Source organism: Enterobacter sp. HK-058-C-ECC (genome assembly GCF_047531125.1).
Lineage (GTDB): Bacteria > Pseudomonadota > Gammaproteobacteria > Enterobacterales > Enterobacteriaceae > Enterobacter > Enterobacter quasiroggenkampii.
This window is the reverse complement of record NZ_JBLKCH010000018.1, coordinates 38,744-55,062: the sequence shown is the minus strand read 5'-3', so window position 1 is coordinate 55,062 and position 16,319 is coordinate 38,744. Positions and strand designations below refer to the sequence as shown.

General features: G+C 56.3%; 17 protein-coding genes and 1 tRNA gene. 11 read left to right on the top strand and 7 right to left on the bottom strand.

What is annotated here, in order from left to right; genetic code table 11:
• The first annotated feature begins 73 nt into the window (after window positions 1-73).
• From ACMWJS_RS21590 to ACMWJS_RS21550, 9 genes are all read left to right on the top strand, one after another.
• Window positions 74-667 (top strand): recombinase family protein, encoded by a 594-nt coding sequence (locus tag ACMWJS_RS21590; RefSeq protein ID WP_406915561.1) that lies wholly within the window; start codon window positions 74-76, stop codon window positions 665-667.
• Window positions 668-725: 58 nt separating this feature from the next.
• Entirely contained in the window at window positions 726-1,913 is a 1,188-nt protein-coding gene (locus tag ACMWJS_RS21585; RefSeq protein ID WP_167213379.1) for a phage tail sheath protein, read from the top strand.
• 11 nt (window positions 1,914-1,924) lie between these two features.
• On the top strand, window positions 1,925-2,443 hold the full coding sequence (locus ACMWJS_RS21580; RefSeq protein ID WP_045910027.1) for a phage major tail tube protein: 519 nt from the start codon (window positions 1,925-1,927) through the stop codon (window positions 2,441-2,443).
• Between the two features lie 56 nt (window positions 2,444-2,499).
• Window positions 2,500-2,802 carry a phage tail assembly protein gene (locus tag ACMWJS_RS21575; RefSeq protein WP_023616177.1) on the top strand — a complete coding sequence of 101 codons (303 nt, stop codon included), beginning with the start codon at window positions 2,500-2,502 and terminating at the stop codon, window positions 2,800-2,802.
• 32 nt (window positions 2,803-2,834) lie between these two features.
• Window positions 2,835-2,954, top strand: coding sequence for a GpE family phage tail protein (locus ACMWJS_RS21570; protein ID WP_023616176.1), 120 nt, complete (start codon window positions 2,835-2,837; stop codon window positions 2,952-2,954).
• Window positions 2,947-5,208 carry a phage tail tape measure protein gene (locus ACMWJS_RS21565; RefSeq protein WP_414747557.1) on the top strand — a complete coding sequence of 754 codons (2,262 nt, stop codon included), beginning with the start codon at window positions 2,947-2,949 and terminating at the stop codon, window positions 5,206-5,208. Before ACMWJS_RS21570 ends, ACMWJS_RS21565 begins: the two co-directional genes overlap by 8 nt.
• Before the next feature lie 11 nt (window positions 5,209-5,219).
• Window positions 5,220-5,684 carry a phage tail protein gene (locus tag ACMWJS_RS21560; RefSeq protein ID WP_023616174.1) on the top strand — a complete coding sequence of 155 codons (465 nt, stop codon included), beginning with the start codon at window positions 5,220-5,222 and terminating at the stop codon, window positions 5,682-5,684.
• Window positions 5,681-6,835, top strand: coding sequence for a phage late control D family protein (locus tag ACMWJS_RS21555; protein WP_414747556.1), 1,155 nt, complete (start codon window positions 5,681-5,683; stop codon window positions 6,833-6,835). The genes ACMWJS_RS21560 and ACMWJS_RS21555 overlap by 4 nt, the downstream gene beginning before the upstream one ends.
• Before the next feature lie 67 nt (window positions 6,836-6,902).
• On the top strand, window positions 6,903-7,103 hold the full coding sequence (locus ACMWJS_RS21550) for an ogr/Delta-like zinc finger family protein (protein WP_414747555.1): 201 nt from the start codon (window positions 6,903-6,905) through the stop codon (window positions 7,101-7,103).
• A 180-nt stretch (window positions 7,104-7,283) separates the two neighbouring features.
• Here the strand turns inward: ACMWJS_RS21550 and ACMWJS_RS21545 are convergent, their stop codons facing one another.
• The 4 genes from ACMWJS_RS21545 to ACMWJS_RS21530 all read right to left on the bottom strand — a co-directional run bounded on the left by ACMWJS_RS21545 (window position 7,284) and on the right by ACMWJS_RS21530 (window position 9,354).
• Window positions 7,284-7,733 carry a Shiga toxin A subunit gene (locus ACMWJS_RS21545; RefSeq protein WP_167213387.1) on the bottom strand — a complete coding sequence of 150 codons (450 nt, stop codon included), beginning with the start codon at window positions 7,731-7,733 and terminating at the stop codon, window positions 7,284-7,286.
• Window positions 7,730-8,098 (bottom strand): tlde1 domain-containing protein, encoded by a 369-nt coding sequence (locus tag ACMWJS_RS21540; protein ID WP_229226315.1) that lies wholly within the window; start codon window positions 8,096-8,098, stop codon window positions 7,730-7,732. Before ACMWJS_RS21540 ends, ACMWJS_RS21545 begins: the two co-directional genes overlap by 4 nt.
• 10 nt (window positions 8,099-8,108) lie before the next feature.
• Entirely contained in the window at window positions 8,109-8,600 is a 492-nt protein-coding gene (gene tssD, locus ACMWJS_RS21535; RefSeq protein ID WP_167213393.1) for a type VI secretion system tube protein TssD, read from the bottom strand.
• 678 nt (window positions 8,601-9,278) lie between these two features.
• A tRNA-Ile gene (locus ACMWJS_RS21530) sits at window positions 9,279-9,354 on the bottom strand.
• A 124-nt stretch (window positions 9,355-9,478) separates the two neighbouring features.
• On the opposite strand from ACMWJS_RS21530, the gene mug reads away from it, so the two are divergent.
• On the top strand, window positions 9,479-9,985 hold the full coding sequence (mug, locus tag ACMWJS_RS21525; RefSeq protein ID WP_008503183.1) for a G/U mismatch-specific DNA glycosylase: 507 nt from the start codon (window positions 9,479-9,481) through the stop codon (window positions 9,983-9,985).
• A 415-nt stretch (window positions 9,986-10,400) separates the two neighbouring features.
• On the opposite strand, the gene betA is transcribed toward mug, so the two are convergent.
• Genes betA through betI form a run of 3 tightly spaced genes read right to left on the bottom strand, consistent with a single transcriptional unit; the run spans window position 10,401 to window position 14,152 of the window.
• Complete coding sequence (betA, locus tag ACMWJS_RS21520; protein ID WP_414747554.1) at window positions 10,401-12,065, bottom strand: choline dehydrogenase; 1,665 nt, start codon at window positions 12,063-12,065, stop codon at window positions 10,401-10,403.
• 13 nt (window positions 12,066-12,078) lie between these two features.
• A complete protein-coding gene (gene betB, locus ACMWJS_RS21515; RefSeq protein WP_032656123.1) occupies window positions 12,079-13,551 on the bottom strand; it encodes a betaine-aldehyde dehydrogenase in 1,473 nt (490 codons plus the stop codon).
• 13 nt (window positions 13,552-13,564) lie between these two features.
• Window positions 13,565-14,152 (bottom strand): transcriptional regulator BetI, encoded by a 588-nt coding sequence (gene betI / locus ACMWJS_RS21510; protein ID WP_023343550.1) that lies wholly within the window; start codon window positions 14,150-14,152, stop codon window positions 13,565-13,567.
• 128 nt (window positions 14,153-14,280) lie between these two features.
• Here betI and betT point away from each other — a divergent pair, with 128 nt between their 5' ends.
• Entirely contained in the window at window positions 14,281-16,314 is a 2,034-nt protein-coding gene (gene betT / locus ACMWJS_RS21505) for a choline BCCT transporter BetT (RefSeq protein WP_095428853.1), read from the top strand.
• The last annotated feature ends 5 nt before the right edge of the window (window positions 16,315-16,319 follow it).

The following is a 16,319-nucleotide window of genomic DNA, read 5'->3' as shown; positions in this document are numbered from 1 at the left end:
AAACCAAGGTTTTCGAAAATGCGTGTTTATCCATTAAATGGCATGATTTCCGATTTTGACGAAGGGAAATACCATGCTTATTGGATACATACGCGTGTCAACAAATGAACAAAACACCGCCTTACAGCGTGACGCGCTGCAGCGTTCAGGATGTGAGCTCATTTTTGAAGATAAAATCAGCGGTAAATCGACAAACAGACCGGGACTCAATCGTGCCCTCAGACAACTGAATGCGGGCGATACTCTCGTTGTATGGAAACTCGATCGGCTCGGGCGCAGTATGCGCCACCTTGTTTCAATGACCGAGGAACTACGCCAGCGAAACATTAATTTCCGCAGTTTGACTGACAGCATTGATACCTCAACGCCAATGGGGCGTTTCTTCTTCCATATCATGGGGGCGCTTGCTGAAATGGAGCGTGAGCTCATTGTCGAGAGGACGTGCGCCGGGCTGGCCGCAGCGCGGGAACAGGGGCGAATTGGTGGCAGACGCCCTAAATTGACGCAGGAGGAATGGGCTCAGGCTGGAAGACTGATTGTTGCCGGAGAATCCCGGCAGCGCGTTGCGTTAATTTTTGATGTGGGTGTTTCAACGCTTTATAAAAAATTCCCCGCCACGGTAATCGGACAATCGTTGTGTCAGTCATCGCTGGACGGTGACAGTTAGCTCATAACAACTCCAGCCGCGACAATATCACTCACCAACTAACCAAGGAGTTAAACGGATGAGTGATTTTCACCACGGCGTGGAAGTTATCGAAATCAACGATGGCACCCGCACCATTTCCACCGTCTCGACGGCAATCATCGGTATGGTCTGTACGGCCAGCGATGCTGACGACAAGACATTTCCTTTAAACGAGCCCGTGCTCATTACCAACGTGCAAACTGCGATTGCGAAAGCCGGCAAGGCGGGGACGCTGTCCGCTTCTCTGCAGGCGATTGCTGACCAGTGTAAACCGGTTGTCGTTGTTGTTCGCGTGGCTGAAGGCACCGCAGAAACCCCGGAGGAGGCGCGCAAACAGACCGTTTCCAACATCATCGGTACCACCGATGAAAACGGTAAATATACCGGCCTGAAGGCGCTTCTCACGGCGAAAACGGTAACCGGCGTTAAGCCACGTATTCTCGGCGTGCCGGGGCTGGATTCTCAGGAAGTGGCAACCGCGCTGGCCGCGATGTGCCAGAGCCTGCGCGCGTTCGGCTATGTCAGCGCATGGGGATGTAAAACCATTTCTGAGGCGATCGACTACCGCAAAAACTTCAGCCAGCGCGAGCTGATGGTTATCCACCCTGATTTTCTGGCATGGGATACCACCACGAACGCAACGACGACGGCCTGGGCAACCGCCCGCGCGCTTGGCCTGCGCGCCAAAATCGACCAGACCATCGGCTGGCATAAAACCCTGTCAAACGTTGGCGTCAACGGCGTCACGGGCGTAAGCGCTTCTGTCTCCTGGGATCTGCAGGAACAGGCTACCGATGCGAACCTGCTTAACCAGGCGGGCGTCACCACGCTGATTCGCAACGACGGCTTCAAATTCTGGGGTAACCGTACCTGCTCTGACGACCCGTTATTCGTCTTTGAAAACTACACCCGTACCGCGCAGGTGCTGGCCGATACCATGGCGGAAGCGCACGCGTGGGCGATGGATAAACCCATCACCCCAACGCTTATCCGCGACATCGTTTCCGGTATTAATGCCAAGTTCCGCGAGCTGAAAACCAACGGCTATATCGTCGACGGCTCCTGCTGGTATGACCCTGAGTCGAACGACGCAACCACCCTGAAAGCGGGGAAACTGTATATCGATTACGACTACACCCCTGTCCCGCCGCTGGAAAATCTGACCCTGCGCCAGCGCATCACCGATACCTATCTGGCAGACCTGTCAGATTCGGTTAATAGCTAAGGAGCTGAAGCATGGCGTTACCACGCAAACTTAAATACCTGAATATGTTCAACGATGGCCTGAGCTATATGGGCGTTGTTGAGTCTGTGACCCTACCGAAGCTTACCCGCAAGCTGGAGAAGTATCGTGGCGGGGGTATGCCGGGCTCGGTCTCTGTCGATCTCGGTCTGGACGATGATGCCCTGGCGCTGGAGTGGACCGTTGGCGGTCTGCCGGACGCCGCGCTGTGGGCACAGTACGCCTCTCCGGGCGCGGACAGCGTGCCGCTGCGCTTTACCGGCTCTTTCCAGCGTGATGATACCGGCGAAATCTCCGCCGTCGAAATCGTCATGCGCGGCCGTCATAAAGAGTTTGATGGCGGCGAGAACAAGCAGGGCGAAAGCGGCACCACCAAGATGTCCACCGAGTGCGCCTACTACCAGCTGACCATTGATGGCAAAGAGATCATCGAGATCGACATCATCAACATGGTGCTGAAAGTCGACGGTGTCGATCGTCTGGCTGAACACCGTAAGGCCATCGGCCTGTAACCCTTTAACCGGCCGGGATAGCCGGCCGGTAAGCTAACTTTCAGAAGAGTAATGAAATGGAAAATAGCAACGAGAACGCCATGAACAACAGCTCATACATTGTCACGCTTGATAGTCCCGTTCTGCGCGGTGAGCAAAAAATTGAACAGGTGACGGTCTCCAAACCGAATGCCGGGACTCTGCGTGGGATCTCGCTGGCCTCGCTGGCGCAATCCGACGTTGATGCCCTGATCAAGGTGCTGCCGCGAATGACCTCGCCGGCTCTGACCGAGCATGAAGTTGCGCGTCTGGATGCCTGCGATCTGCTCTCCTTTGCCGGTAAGGTGATCGGTTTTTTGTCACCGGCTTCGGCTCGCTGAGATTTCCCGAAAATCTGTCGGTCGACGATCTGATGGCGGATATCGCGGTGATTTTTCACTGGCCGCCGTCAGAACTGTACTCCCTTAGCGTGACCGAACTCCTCTTATGGCGCGAAAAAGCGCTGCAGCGAAGCGGAAACCACCATGAGTAATAATGTCAGTCTTCAGGAGCTGCTTAAGGCAGTTGATCGTGCAAGCCGACCGCTTAACGCTCTCCAGAACGCCAGCCTGACTCTCGCGAGCGATATCCATGATTCGCAGACGGCGCTGGGGGCGCTCGACGAGCAGGCGGGGCGCATTAATGGCTTCAGAAAAGCAAATGCCCAGCTCGCCACGACGGAGCAGTCGCTTGCTCAGGCGAAACAGCAGGCGGCGGCGCTGGCGTTGCAGTTTAAAAACACACAAAACCCTACTCAGGCACAGGCTAATGCGCTGTCCGCAGCCCGAAAATCGGCAGCCAACCTCAAGCTTGAGTACAACAGCTTACGTTACTCGGTACAGCGTCAGCGGACTGAACTCGCTCAGGCGGGAATCAACACGCGAACGCTTTCGTCGGATGAGCGTCGTTTAAAAAGTCAGATCGGCGAAAAAACGCAGCAGCTTAACCGACAGCGGGATGCGCTGGCCCGCGTCAATCAGCAGCAGGCGCAGCTGAGTACCGTTCAGAATCGCTACGAGTCAGGCAAACGCGTTGCCGCGCGGGTGCATCAGCTGGCTAATGCGGGCGTGGGCATGGCCAAAGCGGGCTTTGATCAGACGTCCCGGTTTATGGCGCCTGGCATCAGTTTTGAAAAACAGATGTCGACTATTCAGGCAAGCCTTGGTCTGGATAAGGGCGACGCCCGGCTTGAGGCCATTCGCCAGCAGGCGCGGGAGGTCAGTGCCAGGACCGGAGTACCCGCAGATACGGTCGTCCGTGCACAAACCGAACTGGCTCGTTCAGGCTACGACGCTGATGGGGTTATTGCTGCCACTGTACCCACGGTTAACCTCAGCCTGGCGGGGAATGTCGACGCGGCAAAAGCAGCCGATATTCTCAGCAGCACGCAGGCCGCCTATAACCTGGCCGATACGGATGCGGGACGCATCGCAGATTTACTTACCCGCGGGTTTACCTCTTCGAACACCAGTCTCGTTGAGATGGCGGCGGCCGTCACCTCCGCTGCGCCCGCTGCGGATGCGGCTGGTATGGGTCTTGAAGAGACAATCGCGCAGCTTGGCGTTCTGACGGAAAAGGGAATGAACGGTGCCGACGCCGGGGACGCGCTCAGCGCGATGCTGCGACAGCCACAGGCTCCGGATGCACTGCGTTCAGCCGCAGGTAACGGCGCGCTTGATAAAAAACGCCAGCAGTTGCAGGGGGCAACAGGCAGTGCCGCGCTCGTGGCTTCCGTGCAGACCGACAATCTTGACGGCGATATCAGCAAATTCCAGGCCGCGTGGAGCGGGCTGAAGATTGACGTATTTGATAAAGCAGATGGCGCTTTGCGCAACCTGATAACAACCGCAACCGGCTGGCTTGGCACGGCCTCCCTGTGGGTGAATGCCAACCCTGAGCTGACGCAGACCCTTGCCAGCATTGTTGTCGGCGCGCAGGCGTTTGCTGGGGTACTGGGTGGCGTAGGCACGGTTATTGGTCCGGTTTTGACGGGCATCAATATGGTTATTACCGCGGCCGGGATGTTAGGAACGGTATTCAGCGTGGTGGGCGGTGCCGTCATGACGGTGCTGGGCGCCCTTAGCTGGCCGGTGATAGCCTTTGGCGCGGCGATTGCCGCCGGCGCTTTGCTGATTTTCAAATACTGGGAGCCCATCAGCGCCTTCTTTGGCGGGGTGATGGAAGGGCTTTCAACGGCTTTCGCACCGCTGGGGGCGCTGTTCTCACCGGTGATGGCGGTATTTGACGCTATCTCGGAGAAGCTGGGCGGTATCTGGCAATGGTTCACCGACTTGATTACGCCGATCAAGGCGACGCAGGAAACGCTGGATGGCTGTAAAAACGCTGGCGTGATTTTTGGACAGGCGCTGGGTGATGCGTTAATGGCACCGCTTAATCTCTTTAACAGCCTGAGCGGCAAGGCCAGCTGGCTGCTGGAGAAACTCGGTCTTATCAAAAACGAGTCGGGCCATCTCGACGCCGCGGCGGCAAAAGCAGACGCGGCATCTTCTCCTGCGGGCAGTGCGTCCATTCCGGTTGCGGGGATCTCTGGCGGCGGCCAGGGATATCAGCCAACCCTCGTGCCGGGAGGACGCTCTTACGTCGATCAGAGTAAAAGCGAATATCACATCACGCTGCAGGGGGGCACGGCCTCCGCAACGGATCTGACGCGTCAAATCCGGGAGACAATAGATAGCATTGAACAGGATAAAGCGAGACGGCAGCAATCCAGCTTAATGTATGGTTGAGGAGAGATAAAATGTTAATGGTGCTGGGTCTGTTTGTCTTTGAACGACGAACCTTACCCTATCAGACAATGCAGTTTACAAAGGACTACCGCTGGGCGTCCAACGACCGGATCGGGAAACCTAAAGCCTGGCAGTACCTTGGCGAAGGCGAGACATCTTTTACCCTCTCCGGACTGCTTTACCCGGAACTCACGGGAGGGCGGCTTTCCCTTAAGGCGGTTGAGCTGATGGCGAATGAGGGGAGGGCATGGCCGTTGATAGACGGAACCGGCATCATTCACGGCATGTTTATCATTGAGAAAGTCACGCATACGCATTCGGATTTTTACAGTGACGGTACTGCCCGAAAAATTAATTTTACGCTGGAACTGAAACGCGTGGACGAATCGCTGGTGACGATGTTTGGCGATCTGAGAACCCAGGTCGAAGAGCTGGTGACGAGCGCACGTAATAGCATTGGAGGGCTGGTGGGATGATCACCGAAATGAATATCCGGGCGGGTGGGAAAATCGCCCCTGATTTTATGCTTAAGCTTGACGATCGCGATGTCACACAGAATTTCAGCCACCGTCTTATCAGTCTGAGCATGATCGACAAACGTGGGCTGGAAGCCGATCAGCTGGATATTCAACTGGATGATTCCGACGGTCTGCTAGACTTGCCGGCCCGGGGGGCAAGGCTCTCCTTATGGTTGGGATGGGAGGGAACCCCGCTCCAGCCGAAAGGGAGCTTTACGATCGATACGATTGAATTTCGGGGCGCACCGGACACGCTGACGATTCGGGGATGCAGCGCGGATTTTCGTGGAAAGCTAAACGTGCGGCGCGAACAGTCATGGCATGACACGACGATTGGCGCGATAGTCGATACCATCGCTCAGCGTAACCAGTTGACCGCCAGCGTCGCGTCGGGGCTTGCATCCATCGCCATCTCTCATATTGACCAGTCTCAGGAGACAGACGCGGCGTTCCTCTCCCGCCTTGCTGAACGTAATGGAGCATTTGTTTCAATCAAAGCCGGGAAGATTATCTTTATGAAAGCGGGCCAGGCCGTGACGGCCAGCGGCACGCCGATTCCCTTAATGATGATTGAGCGTGGGGATGGCGATAAGCACCTTTTTTCCGTCGCTGACCGTGAAAATTATTCCGGCGTGACGGCCAAATGGCTGCAAACGCGCGACCCAAAGCAACAAAATCCTCAATTGAGTATTTCACGTCAATCAGGGGGGCAGCCGACAGAAGCACTGCAGCACCCGGATGCCGTCGCACCAGTAGCGGAAACAGGAGGCAAGGAGCAGAAGCCGCAAGAGAGGCTGGTGGGAACGGCGGAAAACGTATTTGAGCTCACCACGGTTTATGCCTCTGAAGAGCAGGCGCTCAGGGCCGCAGAGGCTAAGTGGCGCGCGCTTCAGCGGGGAACCGTAGAGTTTTCCATCCAGCTTGCCCAGGGACGCGCCGATCTGTTCCCAGAAACGCCGGTGCTGGTAAACGGTTTTAAACGCGTCATCGACGAGCAGGCGTGGATCATCAGCGAAGTGGTGCATACCCTCAACGATAGCGGATTTACCACGCAGCTTAAGCTTGAGCTGAACGTCAGCGACGAAAAATTTACTGTTGATAGTGAGTAATATAGTTGCTATTGGTTTTGTTTTGGGTATTATTGATTCACAAAATGTGAATTAAATGGAGGGGTACATGTTTCATTGTCCTAAGTGCAAGCACTCTGCGCATGCGCGTACCAGTCGCTATCTAAGTGAAAATACCAAAGAGCGCTATCACCAGTGCACCAATGTGGACTGCAGCTGTACGTTCGTGACGATGGAGTCCGTAGAGCGTCTGATTGCGACCCCAGGTGCCGCTGGACGTGTCCAGGCGGCTTCGCTGAGCCAGGGTTAGCGGGTTTAAAAAAAACAATAAAAAAGCCACTCAATTGAGTGGCTTAATTATATGAAGCCAGCAGACCCAACGGAGGATTACGACCAGACACCAAAAGGCAACATCACTTTTTGAAGGCGGAAAAAACTGCCTTTCGTCGGGTTTTGCGTAATGCTCATTTTTATGCCTGGATTTTGCTATTCAAAATTCGCGCGATAAAGTCAAAAAACCATTGTACCGTACTGAGCATTCATCATCGTTGACGAACGCTGAAGAAATGAATTCACTACGTTTGCCTTTTTTGTCCGTAAAAGTATATTTTGCCGTCACGGTCAGTACATGCCTGTCGTGATACATATTGTAATAATCATTCTCAGAAAGCCTGATATCAGCTGATTTCTCTAAATCTGCCTGGCTATCTGCAATCGCCATTTTTCTGGCGAATACATCTGACACTGGCAGCACATCAAGCACTTCCACTGTTGTTTTGCTGTACTGGATAGACGTCAGATCAATGCCGAGCTCGTTCTTAATGCTGGTTAGCAGCATACCTTCGATATAATGACCGGGTGCTGCACATTCACCACCCGTAGAAGCTGCCATTGCACACACAGGCAACAATACGATGGAAATTGCAATTATGCGGATCATCGTACAACCTCCAGCAATGCGCCTATATCATTGCTCACAAGTAGACGGGTTGAAGGACTCATAATAATACAGCCTTCAGATGCGTATCCGGGTATACCGACGCGCTTATCACCGTGCATACGGAAAGAATGCATGTCACGCGCGTATGAATTGCCGCTAATATGTTTCAGTTTAATTGTCAGCGGTCCTTTGCTGGTGCCGGAACTACCGATTTTCCATATACCGCGTGGAATTGGCCCCATACCGCGAACATGCTCACGGTCTGGATTATTTTTATTGGTGAGGGCGCCGGAGTAACCTGTTTCAATCAGTTTTCCATCTTTAAACAGTTCGCCGGTGCTTTGCTTATAAAGCCATTTAGCCATAGTGATCTCCTTATGCTGTTTTACGGTCTTTCCAGCTATCGGCGTGCTGGATGTTGCCATCGACATAGCTCCACGTGATTTTTTCGTAACGCAGGCCTACATGCTCTATATGCCCGTGTTTTTCGAAATCGGGATCTTTGGTATCAAACATAATTGGCACAACGTGGCACACCTTCACGTTCTCCAGCACGACATTGAAATATTCTTCTTCCATGCCGTTATTATTGATGCGGTAAAGTTTGAATTCGGCTTTTGCCAGGGTCCGACCTGTAGTTAAGGCCCGGTAAAGAAGTGGGGTTGATGGGTCTATCTCTTTTTCAAATGTAAACGCCTCATGCTGTCGCGTTCCGGTTAATGCTCCACTCATGTTATCGGCAGGAATAAACAAATCGTGCTGCATACCTACTACTTCAATGCTGCCTTCCCGGCCACGAACATCAGAGCCACCTTTTATCTGCTTCCCTTCATCGTTGCAAAGCAGGAGATAAATGGGTATAGCCATGCTAATTAACTCCATTTAGTTGACAAATTAACCAAACAATACTCCTTCATTATTTTCTGGTTGTAAGTTTTTATATCACCATTGTTACCTATATTTGTTTTTTTAATAAATGAATATAAATGATAATTTCAGTGAATCGGTTTAATTCATTCTTGATTTGAGTTATTAGTTGATTAACCGCATGACGTAAAGTCTGGTGAGCTTACGGCCACTACCAGAAGCACGCATGATTACATCTATGAAAAAACCAAAAATAACAGGCGAAAATTTGCCTCAGGGATTTTCTCTCGAGAATTAGAGGACAGCACCCGGCAGATAATTGTGAATACGGCGTGATTTAATGACTTTTTGGCTCAATCTATCTGTGCCACCAGTAACTTTTTGCGGGGCTGAACTAACCTCATTTTGCCGTATGTTGGTTCGAATAAATTCATTGCTAGCGTGGCTTACAGAACTGTGAACCAACTGAACCGACATTTTTCTGTGTCTATATATGCGTTTTCATTGTGTATGGACTGGCAGGTTAATTGGGAACCACAGCGCTGGAGGTAGGGGGTAGATGGTGTGGGTGGTCATAAATTAACCATAAATCACTATGGCTACTTTTCTGAAATATCCCCGGTATATCCCCGGAAAAAACAAAGAGCCAGCGCATTTAGCGCCAGCCCTTGCTGTATCTGGTGGCCCCTGCTGGACTTGAACCAGCGACCAAGCGATTATGAGTCGCCTGCTCTAACCACTGAGCTAAGGGGCCGTGGCGGTGAATTATAAAGTAACTCCCCGCAGCAATCCAGCCATTCACACCTGCCTGCTGTTTTTATAAACAACGCATAATCAATCCTTTATACTTCCATAACGATGTATCAGCGGGAGTAAAGATGATCAACGATATTCTGGCCCCTGGCCTGCGGGTGGTGTTCTGCGGAATTAACCCGGGCAAGTCCTCGGCGCACACCGGTTTTCACTTTGCCCACCCGGGCAATCGCTTCTGGAAGGTGATCTATCAGGCCGGATTTACCGACAGGTTACTCAAGCCCGAAGAGGAGCAGCACCTGCTGGACACGCGCTGCGGCATAACCATGCTGGTCGAGCGGCCGACGGTGCAGGCAAGCGAGGTCAACCTGCATGAACTGCGCAGCGGCGGGCGGGAGCTGGTGAAGAAGATTGAAGACTACCAGCCTGCCGCGCTGGCGATCCTCGGCAAGCAGGCCTACGAGCAGGCATTCAGCCAGCGCGGGGCTAAGTGGGGTAAGCAGAGCATTATGATTGGCGTGACGCAGGTGTGGGTGTTGCCGAACCCGAGCGGGCTCAACAGGGCGACGCTGGACAAGCTGGTAGAGGCGTATCGGGAGCTGGATGAGGCGCTGATGGTGCGGGGGCTTTAAGCCTCTGAGGCCTGATGCCCTCACCCTCTCCCCACATGACTGAGGGATCCCCACAACGTTATGGCAGCACGGAACAGTCCCCTCGCCCCTCCGGGGAGAGGGTTAGGGGTTCAGTGCAGTCGCCACCACCCTGGCGACCCGGGCTCCCGGCGGTAAATCGCCGCTTCGCGGTCCCCTCAGCTTATTCCTTCCGGTTTATCGGGTACGGGCGGAGGTAACGTCCCTGTAAAGCCCGCCCTCTCGGCGCATCCATGCGCCTCGCCCCGGCCTGCAGGAAACGCCTCAGCGATTTACAGCCGGACCAGGGCATCGCTGAAAGGCTTCAGTCGTTCTTAAACAACGTTATTGATGCTGCTTAAAATTACTGGGGATCCCTCAGCCTATGGGAAGAGGGCCAGGGTGAGGAGAAATATCCTCAGCGGCGAACCGGTGCCCCGTTCGCCACATAATACGCGGCCGTGCTCTTCGCCAGCGGCTCGCGTCCACGAATGGCGTCGGCAATCTTTTCGCCGATCATAATGGTGGTGGCGTTCAGGTTGCCGGTGATGATCTGCGGCATAATCGACGCATCCACCACGCGCAGCCCTTCCAGCCCGTGAACGCGGCCTTCGCCGTCGACCACCGCCATCTCGTCGTAACCCATCTTGCAGGTGCCGCAAGGGTGGAAGGCGGTTTCGGCGTGGTTGCGCACGAACTCGTCCAGCTGCTCGTCGGTCTGGCAGTCAATACCCGGACTGATTTCACGGCCGCGGTACTTGTCCAGTGCGGGCTGGTGCATGATCTCGCGGGTAATGCGGATCGCGTCGCGGAACTCCTGCCAGTCCTGCTCGTGGGACATATAGTTGAACAGGATCGCCGGATGCTGGTGCGGATCGCGCGACTGGATGCGCACGTGCCCACGGCTCGGGGAGCGCATGGAGCCGACGTGGCACTGGAAGCCGTGCTCTTTCACCGCGTTCGAGCCGTTGTAGTTAATCGCCACCGGCAGGAAGTGGTACTGAATGTTTGGCCACTCGAACTCTTCACGGCTGCGGATAAACCCGCCCGCTTCGAAGTGGTTGCTCGCGCCCACGCCGGTGCCGCCAAACAGCCACTCGGCGCCAATCTTCGGCTGGTTCCACCACTGCAGGGCAGGGTAGAGGGAGACTGGCTCTTTGCATTCGTACTGGAGGTACATCTCCAGGTGATCCTGCAGGTTTTCGCCCACGCCGGGCAGATCGTGTACCAGCGGGATTTCGAACTGTTTCAGCAGGTCAGCGTTGCCCACGCCGGAGCGCTGGAGGATCTGCGGGGAGGCAATCGCCCCGGCGCTCAGCAGCACTTCTTTTTTTGCCGTCGCTTTGGATGGAATGGTGCTTTCACCCTCCAGCCACTCGACGCCCACCGCGCGCTTGCCCTCAAAGAGGATGCGATCGGTCATGGCGTGGGTGCGGATGGTCAGGTTTGGGCGCGGTTTCGCCTGATCCAGATAGCCGCGCGCGGTGCTGGCGCGTCGGCCCTGCGGCGTGACCGTGCGGTCCATCGGGCCGAAGCCTTCCTGCTGATAGCCGTTGAGATCGTCGGTGCGCGGATAGCCCGCCTGCACGCCCGCTTCCACCATCGCCTCAAACAGCGGGTTCACGCCCGGTTTCGAGGTGGTGACGCTCACCGGACCGTCGCCGCCGTGATAGTCGTTCGGCCCCACGTCGCGGGTCTCTGCCTTGCGGTAGTAGGGCAGGCAGTTGAGGTAGCTCCAGTGCTCCAGACCCGGCTCTTTTGCCCAGTTGTCGAGGTCCATCGCGTTACCGCGGATGTAGCACATGCCGTTGATCAGCGACGAGCCGCCCAGCCCTTTGCCACGTCCGCACTCCATGCGGCGGTTGTTCATGTATGGCTCTGGTTCGGTTTCGTACGCCCAGTTGTAGCGCTTGCCCTGCAGCGGGAACGCCAGCGCGGCGGGCATCTGGGTGCGGAAGTCAAAGCGGTAATCCGGCCCGCCCGCTTCAAGCAGCAGGACGGTGGTGTTCGGATCTTCAGTCAGTCGTGTAGCCAGCACGTTGCCGGCAGAGCCGGCCCCGATAATGATGTAGTCAAATTGCAAATAAACCTCCCGGTTAAAATATGGACTGGAATTTACCCATCTCAACCTGGATGGACTTCACTTGGGTGTAGCTCTGCAGCGTCATCACGCCATTCTCGCGGCCAATGCCGGAGTGCTTGTAGCCGCCGACCGGCATCTCTGCGGCGGATTCACCCCAGGTGTTGATCCAGCAGATGCCCGCTTCGAGCTGATGAATGGCGCCGTGGGCGCGGTTCAGGTCGGCCGTGACGATGCCTGCCGCCAGACCGTAGTCGGTGTCGTTGGCGCGGCGAATCGCTTCCTCAATGGACTCATAGGTGAGGATGGACATCACCGGGCCGAAGATCTCTTCGCGCACGATGGTCATCTCGTCGGTGCAGTCGGTGAACACGGTCGGGGCCACCCACGCGCCGTTGTCAAAGCCTTCGCCCTTCAGCACGTCGCCGCCGCACAGCACGCGCGCGCCTTCCTCTTTGCCTTTGGCGATGTAGCGCATCACGCTGTCGCGGTGCGGGAAGCTGACCATCGGACCAAAGTTGGTCGCTTCATCGAACAGATCGCCCGCGCGGATGCGGCCCACGCGCTCAACGATTTTCTGCTCAAACGCGGCTTTGAACTTAGCCGGAACAAACACGCGGGTGCCGTTGGTGCACACCTGGCCGGAGCTGAAGAAGTTGGCCATCATGGCGATGTCCGCCGCGAGATCCAGATCCGCATCGTCAAAAATAATCAGCGGCGATTTGCCGCCCAGCTCCATCGTCACCTCTTTCAGGGAGGAGGCCGCGGCGTTCGCCATCACCTTTTTGCCACTGGCGACGCCACCGGTAAAGGAGACTTTGGCGATGCCCGGATGCTCGGTCAGGTACTGGCCGGTCTCCGCGCCCACGCCCGGCAGAACGTTGAACACGCCGTCCGGCAGGCCCGCTTCGGTGTAGATCTCGGCAAGCTTCAGGGCGGTAAGCGGTGTCACTTCGCTCGGCTTGAAGATCATTGCGTTGCCCGCCGCCAGCGCCGGGGCCGATTTCCACAGGGCGATCTGGATCGGGTAGTTCCATGCGCCGATGCCCGCCACCACGCCCAGCGGCTCGCGGCGGGTATAGACGAATGAGGTCTCGCGCAAGGGGATCTGGCTGCCTTCCAGCGCCGGGATCAGACCCGCGTAGTACTCCAGCACGTCCGCACCGGTGACGATATCCACGGTTGAGGTTTCGGAATACGCTTTACCGGTGTCGAGGGTTTCCAGCTTTGCCAGATCGTCGTTGCGCTCGCGCAGGATGTCGACGGCGCGACGCAGGATGCGAGAGCGCTCCATGGCGGTCATCGCCGCCCAGACTTTTTGCCCGCGCGTTGCGCTTTCTACGGCGCGATCGACGTCTTCGCGCCCGGCAGCCTGAACGGTCGCCAGGACTTCACCGTTGGCCGGGTTGATGGTCTCGAAGGTGCGACCGCTGGTGGCCGATGTATAACCACCATTGATATAAAGCTGCTGTTCTGCCATTCGGGACATAAATTCTCCTCGGTTATTCGGTCGGTAAATGCTGGCTGATAAAGTGGCTGGTCAGTGACTGCGCCAGGGTCTTATCCAGCGGCTTGCCGCTCAGCGCGGCGCGCAGCCACAGCCCGTCGATCAGCGCCGCCAGCCCATATCCCGCCTCCTGGGCCTGCTCGCGCGGAAGCTCGCGGCGGAACTCGTACACCAGGTTCGACAGCAGGCGGCGGCTGCTCACCTGCTGCAGGCGGTAGAGCATCGGCTGATGCATGCTGCTTGCCCAGAAGGCCAGCCAGGCCTTCATCGCCGCGCTGCTCACCTGGGTTTCATCAAAGTTACCGCCGACAATCGCCTGCAGACGCTGCTCCGCGCTGCCGTTCGGCAGGGCGTGCAGGCGGCTCAATACCGCATCGCGCAGCTGGCCGGTGATGTCGCGCATGGTCGCTTCCAGCAGACCATTTTTGTCTTTGAAATAGTGACTGATGATCCCCGTGGAAACGCCCGCCCGACGGGCGATCTGCGCGATCGTCGCGTCGTGCATTCCCACTTCATTTATTGCTTCCAGCGTGGCGTCGATAAGCTGCCTGCGCCGGATCGGCTGCATCCCCACTTTGGGCATTTTTGCCACTCCATTCATCAGCGTTGGTTAACCATTAAAGCGGTTTTTGATTGGACGTTCAATATAAAGTGTGTCTTAATTGTTGCGGATTTGGATTTTAATAGTTACAAAAACAGTGAGGATACTGGATGACAGACCTTTCACAGGACAGAGAAAAAGACAAAATCAACCCGGTCGTTTTTTATACGTCCGCCGGGCTGATTTTGTTGTTTTCCCTGACAACGATCTTCTTTCGCGATTTTTCTGCCGAGTGGATTGGGCGCACCCTGAACTGGGTGTCAAAGACCTTCGGCTGGTACTACCTGCTGGCGGCGACGCTCTATATCGTCTTTGTGGTCTGCATTGCCTGCTCGCGCTTCGGCTCCGTTAAGCTCGGTCCCGAGCAGTCCAAGCCCGAGTTCAGCCTGCTGAGTTGGGCCGCAATGCTGTTTGCCGCGGGCATCGGCATCGACCTGATGTTCTTCTCCGTGGCGGAACCGGTCACGCAGTATATGCAGCCCCCGGAAGGGGCAGGGCAGACGATGGAGGCCGCGCGCCAGGCGATGGTCTGGACGCTGTTCCACTACGGCCTGACCGGCTGGTCAATGTACGCCCTCATGGGCATGGCGCTGGGATACTTTAGCTATCGTTATAATTTGCCCCTCACCATCCGCTCCGCGCTGTACCCGATTTTCGGTAAAAAGATCAACGGTCCGATTGGCCACAGCGTCGACATTGCGGCGGTGATCGGCACCATCTTCGGTATTGCGACAACGCTCGGGATTGGCGTGGTGCAGCTTAACTACGGCCTGAGCGTGCTGTTTGATATTCCGGATTCGATGGCGGCGAAAGCGGCGCTGATTGCGCTCTCCGTCATTATCGCCACCATTTCGGTGACGTCGGGCGTCGATAAGGGCATCCGCGTGCTCTCCGAGCTGAACGTGGCGCTGGCGCTGGGCCTGATCCTGTTCGTGCTGTTTATGGGCGACACCTCGTTCCTGCTCAATGCCTTAGTGCTGAACGTGGGCGACTACGTGAACCGCTTTATGGGCATGACGCTGAACAGCTTCGCCTTCGACCGCCCGGTGGAGTGGATGAACAACTGGACGCTCTTCTTCTGGGCGTGGTGGGTCGCGTGGTCGCCGTTTGTCGGCCTGTTCCTGGCGCGTATTTCACGTGGCCGCACCATCCGTCAGTTTGTGATGGGCACGCTGATTATCCCGTTCACCTTTACCCTGCTGTGGCTGTCGGTGTTCGGCAACAGCGCGCTCCATGAGATTATCCACGGCAACGCGACCTTCGCGCAGGACGCAATGGCGCACCCGGAGCGCGGCTTCTACAGCCTGCTGGCGCAGTACCCGGCGTTCACCTTTAGCGCCTCCGTGGCGACCATTACCGGCCTGCTGTTTTACGTCACCTCAGCGGATTCCGGCGCGCTGGTGCTGGGCAACTTCACCTCGAAGCTGAAGGACATCAACAGCGACGCGCCGAACTGGCTGCGCATCTTCTGGTCCGTCGCCATCGGCCTGCTGACGCTCGGCATGCTGATGACCAACGGCATCTCGGCGCTACAGAACACCACGGTGATCATGGGGCTGCCGTTCAGCTTCGTTATCTTCTTTGTGATGGCCGGGCTGTATAAATCGCTCAAGGTGGAAGACTACCGCCGCGTCAGCGCCAGCCGCGACACCGCGCCGCGCCCGATGGGCGCGCAGGACAGGCTGAGCTGGAAGAAACGCCTGTCGCGCCTGATGAACTACCCGGGCACGCGCTACACCAAACAGATGATGGAGACGGTCTGCTTCCCGGCGATGGAAGAGGTGGCGCAGGAGCTGAAGCTGCGCGGCGCCTACGTGGAGCTGAAAAACCTGCCGCCGGAGGAGGGCGAGACCCTGGGGCACCTGGATCTGCTGGTGCACATGGGCGACGAGCAGAACTTTGTCTACCAGATCTGGCCGCAGCAGTATTCGGTGCCCGGCTTTACCTACCGGGCGCGCAGCGGGAAATCGACCTACTACCGGCTTGAGACCTTCCTGCTGGAAGGAAGTCAGGGGAATGATTTGATGGACTACAGCAAGGAGCAGGTGATTACGGATATTCTGGACCAGTATGAACGGCATCTGAACTTTATCCACCTGCACAGGGAAGCGCCGGGGAATAGCGTGATGTTCCCGGATGTTTGAACCAT

What these genes read in the sequence shown, in the direction of transcription:
- ACMWJS_RS21590 (WP_406915561.1), top strand. Translation starts at nt 74, where the DNA reads ATGCTTATTGGATACATACGCGTGTCAACAAATGAACAAAACACCGCC.
- ACMWJS_RS21585 (WP_167213379.1), top strand. Translation starts at nt 726, where the DNA reads ATGAGTGATTTTCACCACGGCGTGGAAGTTATCGAAATCAACGATGGC.
- ACMWJS_RS21580 (WP_045910027.1), top strand. Translation starts at nt 1,925, where the DNA reads ATGGCGTTACCACGCAAACTTAAATACCTGAATATGTTCAACGATGGC.
- ACMWJS_RS21575 (WP_023616177.1), top strand. Translation starts at nt 2,500, where the DNA reads ATGGAAAATAGCAACGAGAACGCCATGAACAACAGCTCATACATTGTC.
- ACMWJS_RS21570 (WP_023616176.1), top strand. Translation starts at nt 2,835, where the DNA reads ATGGCGGATATCGCGGTGATTTTTCACTGGCCGCCGTCAGAACTGTAC.
- ACMWJS_RS21565 (WP_414747557.1), top strand. Translation starts at nt 2,947, where the DNA reads ATGAGTAATAATGTCAGTCTTCAGGAGCTGCTTAAGGCAGTTGATCGT.
- ACMWJS_RS21560 (WP_023616174.1), top strand. Translation starts at nt 5,220, where the DNA reads ATGTTAATGGTGCTGGGTCTGTTTGTCTTTGAACGACGAACCTTACCC.
- ACMWJS_RS21555 (WP_414747556.1), top strand. Translation starts at nt 5,681, where the DNA reads ATGATCACCGAAATGAATATCCGGGCGGGTGGGAAAATCGCCCCTGAT.
- ACMWJS_RS21550 (WP_414747555.1), top strand. Translation starts at nt 6,903, where the DNA reads ATGTTTCATTGTCCTAAGTGCAAGCACTCTGCGCATGCGCGTACCAGT.
- ACMWJS_RS21545 (WP_167213387.1), bottom strand. Translation starts at nt 7,733, where the DNA reads ATGATCCGCATAATTGCAATTTCCATCGTATTGTTGCCTGTGTGTGCA.
- ACMWJS_RS21540 (WP_229226315.1), bottom strand. Translation starts at nt 8,098, where the DNA reads ATGGCTAAATGGCTTTATAAGCAAAGCACCGGCGAACTGTTTAAAGAT.
- tssD (WP_167213393.1), bottom strand. Translation starts at nt 8,600, where the DNA reads ATGGCTATACCCATTTATCTCCTGCTTTGCAACGATGAAGGGAAGCAG.
- mug (WP_008503183.1), top strand. Translation starts at nt 9,479, where the DNA reads ATGATCAACGATATTCTGGCCCCTGGCCTGCGGGTGGTGTTCTGCGGA.
- betB (WP_032656123.1), bottom strand. Translation starts at nt 13,551, where the DNA reads ATGTCCCGAATGGCAGAACAGCAGCTTTATATCAATGGTGGTTATACA.
- betI (WP_023343550.1), bottom strand. Translation starts at nt 14,152, where the DNA reads ATGCCCAAAGTGGGGATGCAGCCGATCCGGCGCAGGCAGCTTATCGAC.
- betT (WP_095428853.1), top strand. Translation starts at nt 14,281, where the DNA reads ATGACAGACCTTTCACAGGACAGAGAAAAAGACAAAATCAACCCGGTC.